This window comes from Tenacibaculum soleae, from assembly GCF_030549005.1.
Taxonomy (GTDB): Bacteria; Bacteroidota; Bacteroidia; order Flavobacteriales; family Flavobacteriaceae; genus Polaribacter; species Polaribacter soleae.
The window spans coordinates 69,755-91,729 of the sequence record NZ_JAUOSW010000010.1 but is presented as its reverse complement, the minus strand read 5'-3'; the positions used below and the strand labels follow the sequence as shown (position 1 = coordinate 91,729).

The following is a 21,975-nucleotide window of genomic DNA, read 5'->3' as shown; positions in this document are numbered from 1 at the left end:
TACTGTACATGGCAAAAGCAACTAAAAAACGAGCTTTAGGAAGAGGTTTATCAGCCTTATTAACAGAAACTGCAGAAGTAAATTCAGCAGAAGATAAAAATGCTGATAAATTAGTAGGTAACATCATTGAAATTGAATTAAATTCAATAGAAATGAACCCTTATCAACCTAGAACCTATTTTGATGAAGAAGCTTTACGTGAATTAGCAAATTCTATCGAGCAGTTAGGAGTTATACAACCTATTACTGTAAGAAAATTACCAAATAATACATTTCAATTAGTTTCTGGTGAGCGTCGTTTTAGAGCTTCAAAACTAATAGGTAATAAAACAGTACCCGCCTATATACGTTTGGCAAATGATCAAGAAATGCTAGAAATGGCATTGGTTGAAAACATTCAACGTAAAAACCTTGATCCTATTGAGGTAGCACTTTCTTACCAACGTTTAATTGACGAAATTCAATTAACTCAAGAAGAATTAAGTGTTCGTGTGGGTAAAAAACGATCAACAGTAACCAATTATTTGCGTTTATTAAAATTAGACCCAATCATACAAACTGGTATGCGTGATGGTTTTATTTCTATGGGACATGGACGTGCTTTAATTAGTATTTTTAATACCGAAAATCAATTAACGGTTTACGAAAAAATAGTTAAAGATAAATTATCTGTTCGTCAAACAGAAGAATTAGTTAAAAGCTTAAAATCAGGAGCTGTAACTAAAACAACAAAGAAAAAAGCGTTACCTAGCTTTGTTTCTGACAGTGTAAAAGACATAAGTGATTATTTTGGAAACAAAGTAGATGTAAGTGTTAACAATCGTGGAAAAGGAAAAATTTCTATTCCTTTTACTTCTGAAGAAGATTTTAATCGCATTAAAAACTTATTAAAATAATTGAATTTTAAAGGTTTCATATTCGTTTTTTTAAGTCTTTTTTTGAGTAAAAATTTATTTTCTCAAAAAGATTCTACCGCAATTAGAGCAAAACAATTACAAATAGGCAGTAGCAAATACAACCCTTTATCACCGTCAAAAGCAGCTTTTTATTCTGCTATTTTTCCTGGTGGAGGTCAAATTTATAATAAAAAATACTGGAAAGCCCCAATCGTATGGGGAGCCATAGGAGCTAGCGCATACTTTTATTTTGATAACAACAATGAGTATAATCGTTACCGAACCGCTTTTAAATTACGAAAACAAGGTTTAAAAGATGAGTTTACTAGTGAAAATGGCACAGCTCTAATTTCAACAACCGGTCTTGAAAATGCACAAAAAGTATTTCGGAAAAACCGAGATTTGTCCTTATTAACAGGACTTTTACTATATGTACTTCAAATTGTAGAAGCTAGTGTAAATGCACACCTTTTACAATTTGACACTGACGATAGTCTTTCTATAAACCCTACAATAACTCCCGACCCTTTATTTATTGAAGCTCCAAAAGTTGGGTTAAACTTAAAATATACTTTTTAAAAATGAAAATTGCCTTACTTGGTTATGGAAGAATGGGTAAAGAAATTGAAAAAATTGCTTTACAAAGAGGTCATGAAATAGTCATAAAAACCTCAGGAAAAGAAGAGTACGATATTACAAAAGCTGATATCGCCATTGATTTTAGCATTCCTACATCTGCCTTTACAAATATTAGCAATTGTATCAATAATAACACACCTGTTATTTCAGGAACCACAGGATGGTTAGCTAGCTATAATACTATCGTTGATTTGTGTAACCAAAAAAAAGGTGCTTTTATTTATGCTTCAAACTTTAGTTTAGGAGTTAATGTTTTTTTTGAATTAAATAAACAATTAGCTAAAATGATGCATACTTTAAGTGATTATAATATTGCTATTGAAGAAATTCATCATACCCAAAAATTAGATGCTCCTAGCGGAACTGCAATTACTTTAGCAGAAGGTATTATTGATAACTCAGAAAAAGAAAATTGGGAATTAGATAAAAACACATCAGAAAAAAACATTCCAATTACAGCTATTAGAACGCCTGATGTTCCTGGTACACATACAGTAAGTTACCAATCTACAATTGATACTATTGATATTAAGCACACTGCTCATAATAGGCATGGGTTTGCTTTAGGAGCTGTGGTTGCAGCCGAATGGTTAGTTAATAAAACGGGGGTTTACACAATGAGAGATGTGTTAAATTTAGGTTAATTACGTAACTAATAGATAAAAAATACACTAATAATATAGAATTTATTCCTATCAATTAGGAAAACAAATATATACATTATGACATTTACTGAATGGTTTTTATGTTTCTTAATAATTCAAGTCATCCATTTTTTAGGAACTTGGAAATTATATGTTAAAGCAGGAAAAAAAGTATGGCAAGCTGCCATACCTATTTATAACGCCGTTATTTTAATGCAAATAATCAACCGTCCAAAATGGTGGGTTATTTTGTTATTTATACCTATAGTAAACCTATTAATGTTTCCTATTATTTGGATTGAGACTTGCCGTAGTTTTGGTTTTAATCAAAAAAAAGACACGCTTTTAGCTATTTTTACTTTAGGATTTTATATTTTTTATATCAATTATATTACCAACACTCCTTATATAGAAAATAGAAGTTTACAACCACGGTCTGCATTAGGAGAATGGGTAAGTTCTATTGCTTTTGCAATTATTGCTGCAACTCTAGTACACACTTATTTTATGCAGCCCTACACAATTCCTACTTCATCTTTAGAAAAAACATTATTAGTAGGTGATTATTTATTTGTTAGTAAGTTTCATTACGGTGCACGTGTACCAAGTACAGCAATAGCTGCACCAATGGCACATGATACAATTCCTGTTTTGGGAACAAAATCATTTATTTCTGATGATAAAAATAAAGACGGAATTTTAAACAAACTGTCTTTACCGTACATGCGTATTCCTGGTTTTCAAAAAATTAAACGCAACGATATTGTTGTATTTAGTTGGCCTGCTGATACTTTAGCTACAATGTATCATGACAATTCGGGAAAAGCAACCTACAAACCAATGGATAAAAGAACGAATTACGTAAAAAGAGCCACTGGTATTCCTGGGGACACTTTAGAAGTTCGTGAAGGTTATGTATATATAAACGGAAAAAAAACGATATTACCAGACAGAGCTAAACCACAATGGATGCATCTTGTTGATACTGATAATCAAAAATTTTCGCAAGGAGCAATTAATCGATATAATATTCGTGAAGGAAAATTATTAAATGACGGGCGTTATTACTTAAACCTTACCGATGAAGAAGCTGCTTTAATTGCTAAAAACCCTATTGTAAAAAGCATTGAAAAGCACTTAACTCCTAAAGGTAATTATGATGCTAGTGTTTTTCCTCACGATCCAAAATACGCTTGGTCATCAGATAATTTTGGTCCGATTTACATACCTAAAAAAGGGGTAACTATTGCCTTAAATGAAAATACGATTCCTTTTTACGAGCAAATCATCCGAAGATATGAAAACAATGATTTAACAATTTTTGGAAACGATATTTACATCAACGGAAAAAAGGCTAAAAACTATACTTTTAAACAAGATTATTACTGGATGATGGGTGATAATCGTCAAAACTCATTAGATGCCAGAAATTGGGGATATGTACCGTTTGATCATGTTGTGGGTAAACCTGTAATGATTTGGTTAAGCTGGGATCCAAACGCACCTAGTTTTGTTGCAAAATTACAATCTATTCGTTGGGATAGAATGTTTACAACTGTTGGTGGTAGCGGTAAACCTACTTCGTATTTATGGTTGGTAATGCTTTTAATCGCTGGTTATACTGTATATAGTTTTAAAAAAGGTAAAAAGAAAGCTTAATGTCACTTTTTATACCTACTTACTTTGCTCCTATTGCACAATACGCAGCAATTAACAAATCTGATTCGGTTGTTTTTGAAATTGATGATAATTATCAAAAACAAACTTACCGAAACAGGTGTTATATTTATGGAGCTAATGGAAAGTTAAGCCTAAATATACCTGTAAAACATTTAACTAAAGAAGGACGAAAAAAAACAAAAGACACTTTAGTTGACAATACTGTTAATTGGCAACAACAACATTTTAAATCATTACAATCTGCTTATCGATCGTCACCTTTCTTTGAATTTTTTGAAGATGATATTCAACAAATATTCACAAAAGATTACATCTATTTACAAGATGTAAATATTGATACACATTTATTTATAACAGATGCCTTACAAATAGATAATACATACGCTAAAACAACAAATTACGAAGTGTTACCTACTATTGTTGATTATAGAAATTTAGCTGTCGCTAAAAAAGGAATTGAAATTCAAACAGAACATTATATTCAAATGTTTGATGATAAGCACGGTTTTTTATCAAACTTATCTATTTTAGATTTACTTTTTATGGAAGGACCAAACGCTATTACTTTCTTGGAAAAAACCCAATTAAAAAACAGGTAAACAATACGCTTATAGAACATTAAAGTAAAAAAAATGTTTTTTTTTTTAAATAAAAAAATGTAAATTTGAGTGTAACACTCCAAAAAATTTGCTATGAGTTTTTTTAAAAAATTTGTTTATAATATTCATCGTGTTTCAGAAAACTCATTAACTGAATTTAGTAACCTTACAAAAAGGGTAAGCACAAAAAAAAACGAAATTATTGTTAATATTGGAGATATACCCGTTAACTTTTACGTTTTAAGAAAAGGAATTATTAGAGCTTATTTTATAGACAACAATGGTAAAGAGCATACTAGAACAATATATACACCTGTTGGTACCTCTGGTAACCTAAGAGCTTTAATAAAAAAAGAACGCTCTGATTTAATTTACGAATGCCTTACCGATTGTGAAATATTAGAGTGTAATTATGATTCTTTTTATTCTTTATCTAGAAAATATCACGATCTAGCAATTTTTCACTTTAAAGTTATGGAAGCTATTTACACAAGAGAAGAAGCAAAAATTTTAGAACTACTAATGTTAAATGCAACACAAAGGTATCAACAATTAAAAATAAAACTACCCAAAATTGATAATTTAATAAATCAATACCATATTGCTTCTTTTTTAAATATTACTCCTGTGCAGTTAAGTAGGATACGAAAAAAATACTTTCATATAAAACAATAAAAAACTAATACCTCATTTTTACAGTACTTTTTATTATTTTATAATAATATATTTTTTTCCTCAAAAAAACTATTACTATGGATTTCTTAAAAAAATTTATTATCAATTTTCACAAACTTTCAGATGACTCTTTTGATGAATTTAAAGCTATTGTAAAAAATAAAACTCTTTATAAAAACCATCAAATAGTTAAAATAAGACAAATTCCTATTAATTTTTATATTCTCAAGAAAGGAATTATAAGAGCATATATTATTGATGAAAAAGGGAAAGAACATACTAAAACCATATTTACACCTATCGTAACTTCAGGTAATTTAGGTGCATTGATAAAAAAAGAACCTTCTAATTTAATTTATGAATGCCTAACTGATTGTGAGGTTATAGAATGCAGCTATAAGGATTTTTATAATTTATCTATTAAACATCATGATATTTGTATTTTTCATTATAAAGTATTGCAATCAGTATATATACGAGAAGAAGCAAAAATATTAGAATTATCAATGTTAACTGCTACTCAACGATACGAACTATTAAAAGAAAAATTTCCTGGTATAGATAATTTAATCAATCAATATCATATAGCATCATACCTAAACATAACACCAGTTCAGTTAAGTAGAATTAGAAAAAGCCATCTACATTAAATATATTAACATATGTTAATGTTCACATTTAAAAAACCTTATATATTTGAAGTGTACTTAACAAGTTACATTACTAAAGGTTTAAGCCCCCACATAAATTTTTAGTGTAAAATCAAATTTACAAATAAAGTAAGTTTGATTTTTCGTGTTTTTGTTTTTTTTTATACTCATTTTCACTAAATTTACATTGCACTTTTTATAAAGATACAACTTGTTAATTACCTTTATTTTATGAATAATGATATAGAGAATTTTGTTTCTCAATTTATAAATTTATCAGAAAACACTTTTTCTATTTTTAAAGAACTATTAACCTATGAAGAACTAGCACCTCTTGATTTTTTTATTAAAATTAACGAGCAGCCTAAATATTTTTTTCTAATAAAAACTGGATTAATAAGATCCTACCTAGAAACCGAAGATGGTAAAGAGATTACCAGACATTTATTTACCCCTGGTAATTTAACCAGTAACTTATCTTCTATGGTAAAAAAAACACCTGCTGATTTTAATTACCAAGCCTTAACCAAAGTTACAGGTTATAAAGGTAATTTTTATAAATTTAAAGAACTTGCCTTAAAAAACCACGAATTAAGTCTTTTTTATGTAAAAGCATTAGAACAATCATACTTAAAAGCTGAAAAAATTATTTTAGACATTTCTACATATAATGCAACTGAAAGGTACTTAATGTTAAGAAAAAAAGTTCCAAATGTTGATAATTTAATTGCACAACGCTACATAGCCTCTTACCTAAATGTTTCACCAGTACAGTTAAGTAGAATTAAAAAAAGCTTACTTAATAAATAAACCATTTATTTATTTATTTTACGATATCCTTAAATTGTATTTATAGTAATATCAAAATTCTACTTAAATTTGATATCTATATATAACTAAATTTAAGTATGAATAAACCGAACTCAAAAATAACTTTTTCTAACGGCTTAACTATGAACAATCGTTTTATGTTAGCCCCTTTAACAAACAGACAAAGTCATGAAAGCGGCCAACTCTCTGACGATGAATTTAAATGGCTAACCATGCGCGCAAAAGGAGAATTTGGTATGGTTATGACATGTGCTTCTCACGTTCAAGAAATTGGAAAAGGTTTTAACGGTCAATTAGGGGTTTTTAGTGATGCTTTAAATAACGGTCATAAAAAATTAGCAAAAGCTATAAACTCAGAAGGAAGTTTAGCGGTAATTCAATTGCATCATGCAGGAATGCGAACTCCACATGAATTGATTGACAAAAAACCTGTTTGTCCTTCAAACAACGAAAAGACAAACGCTAGAGCACTTACACTACAAGAAGTGCATCAATTAAGAGATGACTTTATAACTGCTGCTGTCCGTGCCAAAAAATGTGGTTATGATGGTGCTGAAGTACACGGAGCTCACGGTTATATTTTAACACAGTTTTTAAGCGCTGAAATAAATTTTAGAACCGATGAATATGGTGGCTCACTTGAAAATAGAGCGCGTTTAATATTTGAAATTGTTAATGGAATTAGAGAAAGATGCGGAAGAGAGTTTCTTTTAGGTGTTCGCTTATCTCCTGAAAGATTCGGAATGAATATTGATGAAGTTAAATGGGTTTCTCAACAGCTAATTAATCAAGGAAATATTGATTTTTTAGATATCTCATTATGGGATTGCTTTAAAATGCCAAATGAAGAAAAACACCAAGATATGACGTTGTTAGAACATTTTAAAAGTTTAGACTTTAAAAATGTTAAATGGACTGTTGCCGGTAAAATTATTAACGCTATTGATGTTCAAAAAATACTAGATGCGGGTGTCGATTTTGTTTCGATAGGAACTTCTGGAATTTTACATCATAATTTTCCAAGACTGGTTATCGACAACCCTGAATTTGAACCTATTAACATTCCTGTTTCTGAAGAACATTTAAAAAAAGAAGGTTTAAGTGATACTTTTATTACCTATTTAAAAAGATGGCCAAACTTTATTAAAGAATAACAAATAAATCATCCTGCACTTATAGTTCAGGATTTAAAGCCGAATTTGAAACCAAAAAACTGAACAAAACTCATGAGAAAAAATATTATTATCATTTTATTCATTATATTTTTTGGATGTAAAACAGAAAATAAAAATAACACAGTTAACAATTATCAATTAATCGAAATTTACAAAAACAGTATAAATGACAGAAAAAACTACAATATAACTTGGAATGAAATTCTTAAACGAGACAGCATTAGGAGAAAAAAAGTAGATGTTATTTTAAACTCAAGTAAAATTAAAACTGGAAAAGATTATTTGAATGCTTCAAAGATTTTTAAATATGGAAATGACTCAATTAACCAATTAAAAACAATTACCTTAATTAAGAAAGCCATTCAATTAGATAGCACAATTAATAAATTACTTTTAGCTGAAACAACAGACAGATATTTATTAAGCCTAGGAAAACCTCAAATTTATGGAACTCAATTTTATAAAGAAGCTTACAACAAACCCTGGATTATTGCTAAAATTGATACCACTAAAATCTCAGACAAAGAAAGGATTAAATTAGGTGTAAAAACATTAGAACAATTAAGAGATGAAGTTAAACATATGAATAATGAAGATCATGATCATAAACACTAAAAAAGTAATAACAAACACTATTGATTGTAGTGTAATTAATATTATTTCTACTCATTAATATTAAATTATCTAATTTTTTAAATACTTAAAATCGCCAACAAACAATTCGTGTTACTTTGTTTCCTTGATGCATCGGTATTACTTTAAATTCTTTGGCTCCTAATTTTTTTGATGATTTTTCTAACGATTTTACATTGTCTTTATTTGACACCAAACTTGTAAACCATTTACTTACCTTAGGATATAATGAACTTTCATACAAATAGGTATGTAAAAACGCCTTTTCGCCACCAACATACCATAATTCATTTGAATTTCCTGCAAAGTTTCTAACAGTATTATTTCCTAAATTTCTAGATTTTCGTCGGTTTGCTCCTCTTGCTTCCTCTGCCGATTTATAAAATGGCGGATTACACATTGTTACTGTAAAAGCGTCATAATCCTCTAAAACATCTTTTAAAATATGCCTTTCATCAAACTGTTGTCGTAAGATAATTTTAGTACTTAAATTATTATCATCAATAATATCTTGCGCATAGTCTAATGAATCTAACGCAATATCAGTCGCAACAAAATCCCAATTATATACTACGCTTCCTAAAAGCGGATAAATACAACTTGCTCCGGTACCAATATCTAATACTTTTACATTTTTTTCAGCAGCTACTAAATCTGCTAAGTGGTGTATATAATCAACTCTACCCGGTATTGGCGGACATAAATTTTCATCAGAAAAATTCCAATCTTTTATATTATAGTGTGCTACTAATAACGCCTTATTAAATTCCTTTACAGCTATTGGATTAGAAAAATCGATTGTTTCTTTATCAAACTTTTCGATAACAAATTCACTTATTTTAGGATATTGCTCTTTTAAAAACTTAAAATTATATCCGTTTTTGTGTTTGTTATTTTTATGTAATTTACTTTCTTTGCTACTCATTAATTTATGTTTATGAACTCAAATTCAAACGAATACTATAAAAATAAAACCGCTCAATTTGTAAAAAAATGGGAAATAAAAAGGAGTAACAGACCTTTATATGCTTTTAAACAAGCGTTAACATTTTCACTTCCTTTTTCTTTTATATTTATCTTTTTTGAAGTTGGTTTTTCTGAAAAATTCTTTTATAAATTTCCGTTATTTTTCTTTATAAATATGGCAATCTATTTTCTTTTTGCTTATTTCATTTCTTATAAATTCAATGAAAATAGTTATCAAAAATATAAAAAACAGGGGTTTTAATCTTACATTTCTATTACCGTAAACTCTAGTTGTAATGGTTGTATACTTTCTTTTAAAACTTTAACTAAAGTAGCTCCATACTCTAAATAATATTCAGAAAAATTACGTTGACGTTCTTCTAAACTTTGATTTGGTAATAATTCATTTTGTAATATTACAATTCTTTCAACCAACTCATTTTGCTTTCGCTTTTCTGCTCGCAACCAACGTTTTTCAAGATTATCTAATCCTTTTAACTGCTTTTTTTCTTGAGCTTTTACAGCCCCTAAAAATGAAACATCTGTTTTTTTAGCTAATTCTTTTAAACCAACAAATTGCTGCTGTAAAAATTCTTTTTGACTTGTAAAATCAACTTTTTCATCAGAAGTTTCTAACACCTTATTTTTTAATAAACTGTTTTGGTTTTGAAAAGACTCTTCTAATGAAATATTTAATTTCTTTAATTTTTTTGCTTGCTTTTCTGAAATTATTTGCACCGAATTACGCAATAACAAAATAGGAAATGGGACTTTTACCCCATCAAAATAACTTTTTAATTGCATCCAGTAGGCTAATTCTCCTCCTCCACCAATGTAACATAAGTTTGGTAAAATAACTTCTTGATATAACGGGCGCATAATTACATTAGGCGAAAAACGTTCAGGAAAATCATGAACTTCTTTTTGTAATTCATCAAAACTCAAAGAAATATTGGTGTTGTTTACTTTATAAACTCCTTCTTCAAAAACAATACGTTCGCGAATTTTATCTGTTAAATAAAATAAATTAATTTCTCTAGGGTTTACTTGAATTTTATATTCTTTTCCTAAGTTATTAATCGTTTCGGTTACTTTTTTATGTGATATTTGTTCTTCTAGCTCGCGTTCTATAAACGGAATAAATTCTTGTTTTAAACTACGATTATCGGCATCAATAATTACCAATCCGTATTCGCCAAACAATTTATTTGCTATGTATCTTGTAGCATCTGCTAAATTAGTGTGCTTTATATACGCCTCTTCAAAAAGGTTGATAAGATATTGTGCATTTTTTGAAGTTCCTAAATGGCTTGAAAAAACAGTTAAAACGTCTTGTAAACCCTCTGTTGAAAATCGCCCTACTCCACCTGTTTGAGTAGAATTCCACTGTACTTTTTTCCCTTTAAAATTAAAATAATTTATCTCATCAAAATCATGATCTTCAGTTGCCATCCAATAAATTGGCACAAAATTTTGCTGTGGATAATTAACTCTTAACTCCTCACATAAATTAATGGTTGACATTATTTTATACAAAAAATACAACGGCCCTGTAAACAAATTTAATTGATGCCCTGTGGTTACCGTAAAAGTATTATCTAACAATAAATTATCAATATTTTGCTGTGTAGCTACTGTTGTTTTTACTGCTGAATACTGCTCTTTTAAAACGGTAACTAAAGCTGTTCTCGTTGTTTTTGAAAACGTTTTGCTTTCTATTTGATTTTTGAAATTATCTAAAGCAGGAAAGTTATTGTAAAAGGGTTTTATTTTTTCTGATTGCTCTAAATAATCAATCATTGTTTTAGAGAAAAAACCGGTTTTTTTAAAGGGAATATGTGTTACTTTCATCTACTTATTTATTCTTTGAAACAGTGTGTAAATATAAGGTCTTTTTCCGCCATACGGATTTACAAACGTGTAATTAAACGCTTCAATTAATTTAAATTCATCTCCTAAACGTTCTTGCAGCATTATGGCATTGTACTTTTGTAATTCTAAACCACAACATTTTTCTGCGCCATCTAAAGCAAAAACTGCTATAATTACGAGTCCATTTTTAGCCACAACTTGCTTTAATAAATTAAAATAAGCAATCTTTTCTTCTTCCTTTAAAAAGAAATGTAACACTGCTCTATCGTTCCATAAATCAATATTACTTAGCTTGTTTAATTTTTTTGGATGCATTAAATCATCTGCAATAAAAGTAACTTTTGATGCTTGTTCGCCTAAACGATTTTTTAAAGTAGTTAATGCTTTTTCAGATAAATCGTTTGCTATTATGTTTGTATAATCATCTGCCAATAATTCATCAACTATAACCGATGAACCAACACCAATATTTAAAATCGATGCAGTCTTTTTTAATCCTGATTTAGAAATTAAAGACATTGTTTGTGCTGCCTTTTTTTCAAACCAACCTAACTTTTCGGTTGTATTTTTTGTGTATGCAGTATTCCAATGATTTAGATAATTAATTTCAGTTGGATTTTTACAATCACTTTCGTTTGTAGTCATAGTTCAAAAATAGTGAAATTTGATACGTTGTCGAAAACAAAACAACTTTCTAACAGATTTTTAACTACATTCTTTTTTTAACCATCATTTTAGCTATTTTTACAATTAACAAATCATCAACTTAAAATGAATTATGCAATTTAAAAATCCTGAAATTTTATACTTCTTAGGACTCTTAATTATTCCAATAATAGTTCATTTATTTCAACTACAACGATTTGTAAAAACTCCGTTTACCAATGTTGCTTTTTTAAAAAAAATAGCACTCCAAACCCGTAAAAGTTCGCGCATAAAAAAATGGTTAATCTTAGCTACACGTATGCTATTATTTACCGCTTTAATTATTGCTTTTGCACAACCTTATTTTGGAAATCGTAAAATTAATGAGCAACAACATTTTTTTATATACTTAGATAATTCTTTAAGCACAAATGCGCAAGGTGATAAAGGAAATTTATTACAAGTAAGCGCTCAAGAAATTATAGAAAATATTTCAAAAAAAGCTACTTATTCATTGTTAACAAACAATAATTTTTACAAGAAAAAAGCTGCTGTTGAGTTAAAAGATATTTTACTTCAAATAAAAAATACTGCTAAAAAGAAAAGCTTAAAAAGTGTTTCGTTAAAAATTTCGAGCGCCTATAACAACAATTCCCTTTTTAAAAACATCATTATTTCTGATTTTCAAAATATAAAAAAAGAAGAACTTGAAGGTTTTACTAAAAACACTTCGTTTGTAAAACTAAGTCCACAATTAAAGGATAATTTGGCTATTGATAGTGTTTTTGTAAATGATACTGATAACACTAATTTTAATGTTGTTATTTTTGTTAAAAACCAAGGAAAAGCAAAAACCAATGTTCCGATTGCTATTTACAATAAAGATAAACTTATCAATAAACAATTGTTTTCAATTAAAGAAAACAGCACACAAAAAGTTGCTTTTTCGATTCTAAAATCATCCGTGTTTTTAGGGAAAATAACATTAAGTTATAGCGATACTTATAACTTTGATAATTCTTTTTACTTTTCAATAAACCCTAATTTAAAAACTACTGTTTTAAACATTGGTAAACCTGCCGATTTTATTAGTAAAATTTATACTGAAAAAGAGTTTACGTTAACCAACACTACACTTCAAAATTTAGATTATAATTTAATAAGTAAACAAAATTTAATCGTTTTAAATGAGATTGACAACTTACCAAAAAACCTTAGCGATTATTTAACTGAATTTTCAAAAAAAGGCGGAACCATTCTTATTATACCGGCAAAAAACATTGCAATTTCTTCTTATAATAATTTGTTTAATCAACTTAAAATTGGTCAATTATTATCACAAAAAAATGATAGTTTAAAAATTACAACTATAAATTATAAGCATCCACTTTTAAAAAATGTTTTCGAAAAAAAAACAACTAATTTTCAATACCCTTTTGTAAAAACATCCTATGTAACTTCATTAAAAAATGCAAGTACTATTATGTCTTTTGATAACAAAAAAGCTTTTATTAAGCAAATAAACACTATAAATTCTTCTATTTACTGGGTTGCTTCTCCTTTGAATAAACAAAATAGTAATTTTACAAATTCCCCTTTAATTGTACCTATTTTTTATAATATAGGTAAACAAAGTTCACAGCGCTCTGAATTGTATTATTTAGTTGATAAAGAAACAAACATTACTATTAATAAACAATTAGATAAAAATGAAGTTGTAGTCGTTTCAAATACTAAAAACTCGTTTATACCATTACAACAAACACTTCAAAACAGTATAAAAATCTCTTTAAAAGAACAACCACTAACCGCTGGTTTTTATCAGATAAAACAACAAGAAACCGTTTTAAAAAACATCGCTTTTAATTATCCTAAAGAAGAAAGTTCACTTTACTTTTTAAATATTTCAGACACAAAGTCGAGTTTATTTTCTAATTCAATAGAAACTACCTTAAAAAAAAGTAATGATGAAAATAAAATTCAATGGCTTTGGAAATGGTTTTTAGCCTTAGCCATTGTATCTTTGCTTATAGAAATTTTGATTTTAAAATTCTTTAAACCATGACAACGTTGCTAAAATCGGCTACCATTATTGATGCCTCTAGCCCATACCACAAACAAACTAAAGATATTTTAATTACAGATGGAATAATTACCAAAATAGATGATTCTATTACTGTAAAAAACAACGATCAGGTTGTTAAACTTGACAACCTTCATGTTTCTACAGGTTGGTTTGATACTAGCGTTTCATTTGGTGAACCTGGGTATGAAGAGCGCGAAACTATTAAAAATGGTTTAACTGTTGCTGCAAAAAGTGGTTTTACCGATGTTGCTGTAAATCCAAACACAAATCCTGTTATTGATAATAAATCGGCAGTTGAGTTTTTAATTAATAAAGCAAATAATTTTGCCACAAACCTATACCCTATTGCAAATTTAACACAGCAAAATAAAGGTATAGAAATGGCCGAATTGTACGATATGCAACAAAGTGGCGCAATTGCTTTTGGTGATTATAAAAGACCCGTTACAAACGACAATTTATTAAAAATAGCTTTATTGTATGCTCAAAATTTTAATGGATTAGTATTAAGCTTTCCTAAAAACAATTTAATTGCTGGTGAAGGTGTTGCTAACGAAGGTAAAAACAGTACGCTTTTAGGTTTAAAAGGGATGCCTGCTTTGGCTGAAGAGCTTCAGATTTCTCGTGATTTGTTTTTATTAGAATATACTGGTGGTAAACTTCACATTCCGACAATTTCAACAAAAAAATCGGTTGCTTTAATTAAAGAAGCAAAAAAGAAAGGATTAGATGTTAGTTGTAGTGTTGCTATTCATAATTTATTTTTAACAGATGATGAATTACATGGTTTTGATGGTAACAAAAAGGTAAATCCGCCATTAAGAACTCAAAATGATACAAATGCTTTAATAGAAGGATTAAAAGACGGAACAATTGATATAATTACTTCTGATCATAATCCAATTGATATTGAGCATAAAAAAGTAGAATTTTCAACCGCTAAAGATGGTACTATTGGATTAGAAAGTGCTTTTGGAGTTTTAAATTCAATTTTAGATATCGAAACTATAATTAAGTGTTTATCTAACAATCCAAAAGAACGTTTTGATGTTAAAAAAACAACCATTAAAGAAAACGAAAAAGCAATTTTATCGATTTTCAATCCTGATGAGTTTTATACTTTTTCAAAAGAAAACATCTTATCTACTTCAAAAAACAGCCTCTTTTTAAATAAAGAACTAAAAGGAAGAGTATACGGTATTTATAATAACAATCAATTAGTTTTAAATTCATAAAATGAGTTTACATTACATCGTAAGAGAACCTAAAGAAACAACTACAAATCCGCCTTTATTAATTTTACTACACGGATACGGAAGTAACGAGCAAGATTTATTTTCATTTGCTGAAGAACTACCAGACGATTTGCTTATTGTAAGCGCTCAGGCACCTCATAGTATGAGCTTTGGAGCTTATGCTTGGTATGCTATTAATTTTGATGCCGTTAATGGTAAGTTTTCTGATTTAATACAAGCAAAAGAATCTGTAGATAAAATTGCTGTATTTATTGATGAAATTAAAGCAAAATACAACACCAACCCTGATAAAACATTTTTATTAGGTTTTAGTCAAGGAGCAATTTTAAGTTATGCCTTGAGTTTTAATTATCCTAACAAGGTACAACACGTTGTTGCTTTAAGCGGTTATATTAATGAAGAGTTGCTACCTAAAGAAATACCTAATACTATTACTACTGATTATTATATTTCGCATGGTACGGTTGATCAGGTATTACCTATAGAATGGGCTAGAAAAGCGCCTATTTTATTAAAAGAAACTGGACTTAAAAATGAATACTCTGAATATCCTGTGGGGCATGGAGTTGCTCCGCAAAACTTTTACAGTTTTAAAAATTGGATTGAAAAACGCTTAAAATAAAACAACAAAATATATGGATATTTTTACACACGAAAATGCTTACAAATGGTTTGTGCCTATTTGTGCTTTAGCAATTTTACTTGAAATTTATTTCAGCTATAAAAGAAAAGCTAAAAATTACAATTTTAAAGATGTTTCAACTAATGTCTATTTTGCTATTTGTAATGTTTTTTTAGATGCTTTAATGTACGGAATTTCTTTTATTGTCATGGACTTTTTTTATGAGTATAAAATAATTACTTGGGAAAACACTGGCGTACTATATTGGTTTATTGCTTTTATTGGACAAGATTTTTTATATTACATACACCATTATGTTGATCATCATTCTCGTTTTTTCTGGGCAGTCCATGTAACGCATCACAACTCACAATTTTATAATATTACAACAGGTTTTAGATCGCCAGTACTACAACCTTTTTACCGTTTTGTGTTCTTAATACCACTTATTTTAATTGGGATTGAGCCACTACATATTATGTTTGCTTATGCAATGAATCAAAATTACGGAACTTTATGTCATACTAATTTTATCAAAAAAAACAACAAAAAAGGAATTGCTGGTTTTTTATTAAATGTATGGGAATATATTTTTGTTACTCCTTCTCACCACAGAGTTCATCATGCTTCAAACACTAAATATTTAGATAAAAACATGGGAATGTTCTTAATTATTTGGGACAGAATGTTTGGAACTTTTCAGGCTGAAGAAACTGAAATGGAATATGAAAAATTAAAATTCGGTTTAACTAAAGATTTAGAAGATAAAGGGCCTGTTAATGTGATTTTTCATGAATGGAAAGAGATTTTTAGAGACTTTTTTGACAGAAAAAAGCACTTGCCTTTAGGTACCCGATTAAAATATGTTTTTATGCCTCCTGGATGGAGCCATGACGGAAGTTCACTAACAAGTAAAGAGCTTCAAAAAGAATTTGCTACAAAACAATAATAATAAAAAACCGAGCTTTAAGCTCGGTTTTTTTTTTAATTCAAACAAAAAAACAACAAACTACTACAAACTAACGATTTGTAACTTCACTATTTTATATATATATTGTCTTTATTTATTTTATGAAAAAAATTCTTACAGTTTCACTTCTTTTATTTTTGAATAATGCTTTTTGTCAAATAAAAAAAGACACCGTTTTTGTTAATGTCTTTGGTCAAGAACATGGATTATTACAGTTAAATATTAAAGGATTAACACAAGACAAACAAGGCTATATTTGGTCAGGAACAGAAGACGGGCTTCATCGATTTAATGCATATGAATTTGATAATTTTGTTCACAACCCTAAAGATTCTTTAAGTATAAAAGATGATCATATTAGAGATTTAAATGCTGTAAATGACACTCTATTTATAGCCACTAACACAAATGGCATTGTAGGGTATGAGTTTTCAACTAATCATTTTTTTGATATTTATAATTCGACAAAAAATAAAGAGAATCAATTTGGGTATCGAGTAGTTAAAATATCTAATGAGAAAATGATTTTTTCTACAAAAAATCATATCATTTTATATAATCAGAAAAACAAAAAATCAAATTATATACGCCTTCCAAAATCTCAAAAAGAAAATATTGCGTTAGATTTCTTTAAAACAAATAATAGCAATATTTTAATAGCTACCAGTAATTCTGGAATTTTAAACCTAAACTTGAAATCATTAAGATTAACATCTTTATATAGTGATATTAGTAATACCACGGCCGTTTATAAAAATAAAGACGAAATAATTATAGGAACTCCTTTGGGTTTAAAAATATTAGATAACAATAAAAATTTAGAAAAAACAATTATAAAATCTTTTGTTCAATTTTTTTATAAGATAGAAGAAATATTATATGTAGCCACAAAAAAAGGAGTTTATAAATATAATTTATCTAGTAAAAAATTTACTCGCATTATTTTTAAAAGTAGTAATAAAATAATACACCCCGTAAATATCATTAAAATAATAAGTGACAAAGAAGGTAATATTTGGTTTGGAAGTGAAGGTGAGGGATTATTTCATTACAGTAAATATCAAAAAAAATTTAAAACCACCAAGATAAAGCTAAAAGAGTTTCCTAATATTGAAAAGATAAGTTCTTATAATTTTTTAAAAAACAAAGATTCTTTATTATGGATTGCTAGTGGACAAGGTATTATTAAATACAACAATAAATCAAATAAATTTAAATTATACAACGAAGCTAAAGGTACTTTAATATATACTATTAAAGAAGATTATTATAAAAATATATGGGCAGGAGGTTTTGGTTCAGGGTTGTTAAAATACAATTACAAAAAAGACACTTTTAAACAGTTTTTACCTAATAATAATTATGGAATTACAGATAACGAGGTCATCGAAATCATTCCAATAAATAAAAATACTTTATGGATAGCTACCTGGACCGCTGGTATTTTTGAATTTGATATTAATGCTGAAAAATTTAAACCTGTTCTTATTAATGGTAAGCAATTAAATAGAGCTCGTATATCACTAGTTGATTCTAAAAAAAACATATGGCTAGGGTCAGATGAAGGGCTATATAAAGTATCTAAAAACAAAACCAAACTTTATAGTTTTGAGCTTCCTGTGACTAGAAAAATATCAAATAATCGAATTTTTGCAATAAAAGAAGATAGTAAAGGTAACTATTGGGTAGGTACTGCTTCTGGTTTAACAAAGATAGATAATGATGAAAAAACCACTCTTTATTACAAGCAGCAAGGCCTACCAAATGATTTTATTTATAGTATTAATATAGATAAAAAAGATAATATTTGGGTAAGTACCAATTATGGTATTTCTGTTTTAGATGTTACTAAAAACACCTTTAAAAATTATACCGATAAAGATGGTTTACAAAATATTGAGTTTAACGGTAAAGCAGGATATCAAGACCAAAAGGGTAATTTTTATTTTGGTGGCATCAACGGTATTAATATTTTTAACCCAGCAACAATAAACGAAAATCCAAACCAACCAAGGGTTTACATCAAATCTGTTGATTTATTTAACAAGCCTCTTAATAAAAATGAGTCTTTTAAAAACAAATTAGAGTTTAAAAGCTCTGAAAATGTATTAACCTTTAACTACACGGCGTTAAATTATCTTAACCCTGAAAAAGTTTTATATCAATATAAAATGAAAGGTTTTGATAATGATTGGAGACCAGTAACAAAAGACAGAGCAACAACTTACACGAACTTAAATCCTGGTGAATATACCTTTAAGGTTAAAGCTACAAATGATGTTGGTATTTGGAACAAAGAACCAATAGCATTAAAAATTAAAATAACACCACCTTGGTACGCTCAATTATGGTTTAAAATATTAAGTATTTTAAGTATATTTTTTTCGATTATCTTATTTTACTTTTATAAAATAAATAGGTTAAAAAATGATAAAATTAAACTTGAAAAAATTGTTTATGAAAGAACTCATGAGTTAATTGAAAAAAATAAAACCTTAAAAAATACGCACGCATTAACAAAAAAACAAAAAGAAAATATTTCTTTTTTAATGAAAGAAATGAATCATAGGGTAAGAAATAACCTACAAATTATCTCTAGTTTATTAAACATACAAGCTAACTCTATAAAAAATACAGAAACAAAAAACATTTTAACAGTAGCTAAAAATAGAATTTTATCAATAGCCCATATTCAAATGTTGTTAAATACAAACTCTGAAAATGTTGAATTAGGTAAATTTATTGTAGAAATATCTAACAAAATAATTCATACACTTTCTAACGAAAATAATCCTATATTTAAACAAATATATGATGTTGATATTATTAAAGATTACTCAAATAAAAACTTATCTTTAATTGGTTTAATACTTAATGAACTAATAACAAACACCCATAAATATGCTTTTAAAGAAAAAAACGATAGCAATATTTTAAGTATTTCTTGTAAAAAAAATGATGACCATATTGAAATTAAAATAGCCGATAATGGTGTGGGATGCTCTTTTACAAAAAATAAAAAATCATCTTTAGGCTTAGAACTTGTTGCTGAAATGACAGCACAGTTAAATGCTAAATTAATTACTGACAACAGTCAAGGTGTTAGTAATAAAATTTTAATACCTCTGTAATTTTATATACCTTTAAAAAAACTGTCTATGAAAAAAATTTTACTTGTAGAAGATGAATTTATTATAGCTAAAGATCTAAAAATTTTGCTCGAAAAAGGAGCTGAATACATTGTAAGTATTGCTAGAAACTATAATCAAGCGGTTGAGAAATTTCAAAAAGAAACTATTGACATTATTATCTGCGACATAAATTTAAATGACCATAAAGACGGTATTGACTTTATAAAAAATACTGTTCCTGTAAATAGTACTCCTGTAATATATTTAACTGCTTATAGCCAACCTAATATTATTGAAAGAGCAAAAAACACCACTCCTTTTTCTTATTTATTAAAACCTTTTAATGAAACCCAATTAAAGGTAACTATTGAGTTAGCTTTGCTAAATTATAAAAAAACAAAATTAAATATAAAAGAAGATATTGAAAACATCGAAAAAACAAACTCCCTAACCAAAAGAGAAAGGGAGGTTTTAATTGTTTTAGCTTCTGGAAAAACAAGTAAAGAAACAGGTTGTCTTTTAAACATTTCTAGCTTAACAGTTGAAAAACATAAAAAAAACATTAAAGAAAAACTAAACCTGCACACCATAGGCGAACTTGTTCATTTTACAATGTCAAGCAACTTATATGAAGTAAGTTAGTCGTAATTTTTACAACTACTTTAAAATTTGATTTGAATGTTCTTTTGTTTTTACTTTAGTAATTACATCTTCTATAATTCCGTTTTCATCAATAACAAAAGTCGTTCTATGAATACCATCATATTCACGTCCCATAAATTTTTTAGGCCCCCAAATACCGTAAGCATTAATCACTTCTTTAGTTTCATCTGCTAATAAAGGGAAAGGTAACTCATGTTTATTTATCCAATTTTGTTGACGCTTAGCAGAATCTGCACTTGCCCCTAAAATTTCATACCCTTTTGATAAAAAAGTTTGATAGTTATCTCTTAAATCACACGCTTCATTTGTACAGCCAGGGGTACTTGCTTTTGGATAAAAAAATAATACCAATTTTTTACCCTTATAATCTGAAAGTTTTACGCTATTTCCTTTCTCATCAACAGATTCAAAGTTTGGAGCCTTATCTCCTATTTTTAATGTTGTCATTTGTTTCAGTTTTTAAAGCTTAAAAGTACAATGTTTATAAAGTTCATTCAAATTTAATTTAAAAAATAATATCCCAAAGGGATTATTTTACCAACAACTTTATAACTTTACATTTTTTATAACGCTATTTTTATGACAAAAGCAGAAAAAGTACAATTTGTAATTGACACACTTCAAGAAAAATATCCTGAAATACCCGTTCCTTTAGATCATAAAGATCCGTATACATTACTTATTGCCGTTTTACTATCTGCACAATGTACAGATGTTCGTGTAAATAAAATTACACCACTTTTATTTGCTAAAGCGGATAATCCTTACGACATGGTAAAAATGACTATTGATGAGATTAAGGAAATTATTAGACCTTGCGGATTATCGCCAATGAAATCGAAAGGAATTTATGGCTTATCAAAAATATTAATAGAAAAGCATAATGGTCAAGTTCCTGAAAGTTTTGAATATTTAGAAGAATTACCTGCCGTTGGACACAAAACTGCCGGTGTAGTAATGAGTCAAGCCTTTGGTGTTCCTGCATTTCCTATTGATACTCATATACATCGGTTAATGTTTCGTTGGAATTTATCGAATGGTAAAAGCGTGAATCAAACCGAAAAAGATGCAAAACGACTATTTCCAAAAGAATTATGGAATGATTTACACTTACAAATAATTTGGTATGGTAGAGATTATTCTCCTGCTCGTGGTTGGAATTTAGATAACGATATTATTACTAAAACTATTGGTAGAAAAACAGTTATACAAGAATATTATAAAAACAATAAACTATAAAAAAAAGCCTCAACATTTGTTGAAGCTTTTTCCTCTCTTAATTCAAATTCAATTCAATGAGATAGTTTGATTTGGTTTTAACTACTTTTAACGATTTAGAAAA

22 protein-coding genes are annotated in these 21,975 nt (G+C 28.1%); 18 read left to right on the top strand and 4 right to left on the bottom strand.

Annotated elements, in window-relative coordinates; genetic code table 11:
* The first annotated feature begins 8 nt into the window (after positions 1–8).
* The 10 genes from Q4586_RS12960 to Q4586_RS12915 all read left to right on the top strand — a co-directional run bounded on the left by Q4586_RS12960 (position 9) and on the right by Q4586_RS12915 (position 8,404).
* A complete protein-coding gene (locus Q4586_RS12960; RefSeq protein ID WP_068703824.1) occupies positions 9–896 on the top strand; it encodes a ParB/RepB/Spo0J family partition protein in 888 nt (295 codons plus the stop codon).
* A 42-nt stretch (positions 897–938) separates the two neighbouring features.
* A complete protein-coding gene (locus Q4586_RS12955; RefSeq protein WP_303529643.1) occupies positions 939–1,475 on the top strand; it encodes a DUF5683 domain-containing protein in 537 nt (178 codons plus the stop codon).
* A gap of 2 nt (positions 1,476–1,477) precedes the next feature.
* Positions 1,478–2,179, top strand: coding sequence for a 4-hydroxy-tetrahydrodipicolinate reductase (dapB, locus tag Q4586_RS12950; RefSeq protein ID WP_303529642.1), 702 nt, complete (start codon positions 1,478–1,480; stop codon positions 2,177–2,179).
* Positions 2,180–2,257: 78 nt separating this feature from the next.
* Complete coding sequence (lepB, locus tag Q4586_RS12945; RefSeq protein ID WP_303529641.1) at positions 2,258–3,838, top strand: signal peptidase I; 1,581 nt, start codon at positions 2,258–2,260, stop codon at positions 3,836–3,838.
* Positions 3,838–4,458, top strand: a complete 621-nt coding sequence (locus Q4586_RS12940) for a WbqC family protein (RefSeq protein WP_303529639.1) — start codon at positions 3,838–3,840, stop codon at positions 4,456–4,458. The genes lepB and Q4586_RS12940 overlap by 1 nt, the downstream gene beginning before the upstream one ends.
* 93 nt (positions 4,459–4,551) lie before the next feature.
* Positions 4,552–5,133 (top strand): Crp/Fnr family transcriptional regulator, encoded by a 582-nt coding sequence (locus Q4586_RS12935; protein ID WP_303529636.1) that lies wholly within the window; start codon positions 4,552–4,554, stop codon positions 5,131–5,133.
* 77 nt (positions 5,134–5,210) lie between these two features.
* Entirely contained in the window at positions 5,211–5,783 is a 573-nt protein-coding gene (locus tag Q4586_RS12930) for a Crp/Fnr family transcriptional regulator (protein WP_303529634.1), read from the top strand.
* A gap of 231 nt (positions 5,784–6,014) precedes the next feature.
* Positions 6,015–6,593, top strand: a complete 579-nt coding sequence (locus Q4586_RS12925) for a Crp/Fnr family transcriptional regulator (protein ID WP_303529633.1) — start codon at positions 6,015–6,017, stop codon at positions 6,591–6,593.
* A gap of 98 nt (positions 6,594–6,691) precedes the next feature.
* The gene (locus tag Q4586_RS12920) at positions 6,692–7,768 is read left to right on the top strand and encodes an NADH:flavin oxidoreductase (protein ID WP_303529631.1); all 1,077 of its coding nucleotides are present in this window, start codon (positions 6,692–6,694) and stop codon (positions 7,766–7,768) included.
* A gap of 72 nt (positions 7,769–7,840) precedes the next feature.
* Positions 7,841–8,404: a hypothetical protein gene (locus Q4586_RS12915; protein WP_303529628.1), complete on the top strand. Its 564-nt coding sequence runs from the start codon at positions 7,841–7,843 to the stop codon at positions 8,402–8,404.
* Positions 8,405–8,489: 85 nt separating this feature from the next.
* Here the strand turns inward: Q4586_RS12915 and rlmF are convergent, their stop codons facing one another.
* Positions 8,490–9,347, bottom strand: a complete 858-nt coding sequence (rlmF, locus tag Q4586_RS12910; protein WP_303529625.1) for a 23S rRNA (adenine(1618)-N(6))-methyltransferase RlmF — start codon at positions 9,345–9,347, stop codon at positions 8,490–8,492.
* Between the two features lie 12 nt (positions 9,348–9,359).
* On the opposite strand from rlmF, the gene Q4586_RS12905 reads away from it, so the two are divergent.
* Positions 9,360–9,650 (top strand): hypothetical protein, encoded by a 291-nt coding sequence (locus Q4586_RS12905; protein ID WP_303529622.1) that lies wholly within the window; start codon positions 9,360–9,362, stop codon positions 9,648–9,650.
* Between the two features lie 2 nt (positions 9,651–9,652).
* On the opposite strand, the gene bshC is transcribed toward Q4586_RS12905, so the two are convergent.
* Together bshC and Q4586_RS12895 are read right to left on the bottom strand one after the other, a co-directional pair.
* Positions 9,653–11,239 carry a bacillithiol biosynthesis cysteine-adding enzyme BshC gene (bshC, locus tag Q4586_RS12900; protein ID WP_303529621.1) on the bottom strand — a complete coding sequence of 529 codons (1,587 nt, stop codon included), beginning with the start codon at positions 11,237–11,239 and terminating at the stop codon, positions 9,653–9,655.
* Entirely contained in the window at positions 11,240–11,905 is a 666-nt protein-coding gene (locus Q4586_RS12895; RefSeq protein ID WP_303529618.1) for a class I SAM-dependent methyltransferase, read from the bottom strand.
* 133 nt (positions 11,906–12,038) lie between these two features.
* On the opposite strand from Q4586_RS12895, the gene Q4586_RS12890 reads away from it, so the two are divergent.
* The 6 genes from Q4586_RS12890 (at position 12,039) to Q4586_RS12865 (ending at position 20,612) form a co-directional block, all read left to right on the top strand.
* Entirely contained in the window at positions 12,039–13,970 is a 1,932-nt protein-coding gene (locus Q4586_RS12890; RefSeq protein ID WP_303529615.1) for a BatA domain-containing protein, read from the top strand.
* Positions 13,967–15,226, top strand: coding sequence for a dihydroorotase (locus Q4586_RS12885; protein ID WP_303529612.1), 1,260 nt, complete (start codon positions 13,967–13,969; stop codon positions 15,224–15,226). Before Q4586_RS12890 ends, Q4586_RS12885 begins: the two co-directional genes overlap by 4 nt.
* A 1-nt stretch (position 15,227) precedes the next feature.
* Complete coding sequence (locus tag Q4586_RS12880) at positions 15,228–15,869, top strand: alpha/beta hydrolase (protein WP_303529607.1); 642 nt, start codon at positions 15,228–15,230, stop codon at positions 15,867–15,869.
* Between the two features lie 13 nt (positions 15,870–15,882).
* Entirely contained in the window at positions 15,883–16,818 is a 936-nt protein-coding gene (locus Q4586_RS12875) for a sterol desaturase family protein (protein ID WP_303529602.1), read from the top strand.
* Between the two features lie 122 nt (positions 16,819–16,940).
* Positions 16,941–19,970 carry a two-component regulator propeller domain-containing protein gene (locus Q4586_RS12870; protein ID WP_303529599.1) on the top strand — a complete coding sequence of 1,010 codons (3,030 nt, stop codon included), beginning with the start codon at positions 16,941–16,943 and terminating at the stop codon, positions 19,968–19,970.
* A gap of 27 nt (positions 19,971–19,997) precedes the next feature.
* A complete protein-coding gene (locus Q4586_RS12865) occupies positions 19,998–20,612 on the top strand; it encodes a response regulator (protein ID WP_068703788.1) in 615 nt (204 codons plus the stop codon).
* A 15-nt stretch (positions 20,613–20,627) separates the two neighbouring features.
* On the opposite strand, the gene bcp is transcribed toward Q4586_RS12865, so the two are convergent.
* The gene (gene bcp, locus Q4586_RS12860) at positions 20,628–21,080 is read right to left on the bottom strand and encodes a thioredoxin-dependent thiol peroxidase (protein WP_068703786.1); all 453 of its coding nucleotides are present in this window, start codon (positions 21,078–21,080) and stop codon (positions 20,628–20,630) included.
* Positions 21,081–21,212: 132 nt separating this feature from the next.
* Between bcp and Q4586_RS12855 the strand changes: the two genes are divergently transcribed.
* Complete coding sequence (locus Q4586_RS12855; protein ID WP_068703784.1) at positions 21,213–21,872, top strand: endonuclease III domain-containing protein; 660 nt, start codon at positions 21,213–21,215, stop codon at positions 21,870–21,872.
* Positions 21,873–21,975 lie beyond the last annotated feature (103 nt).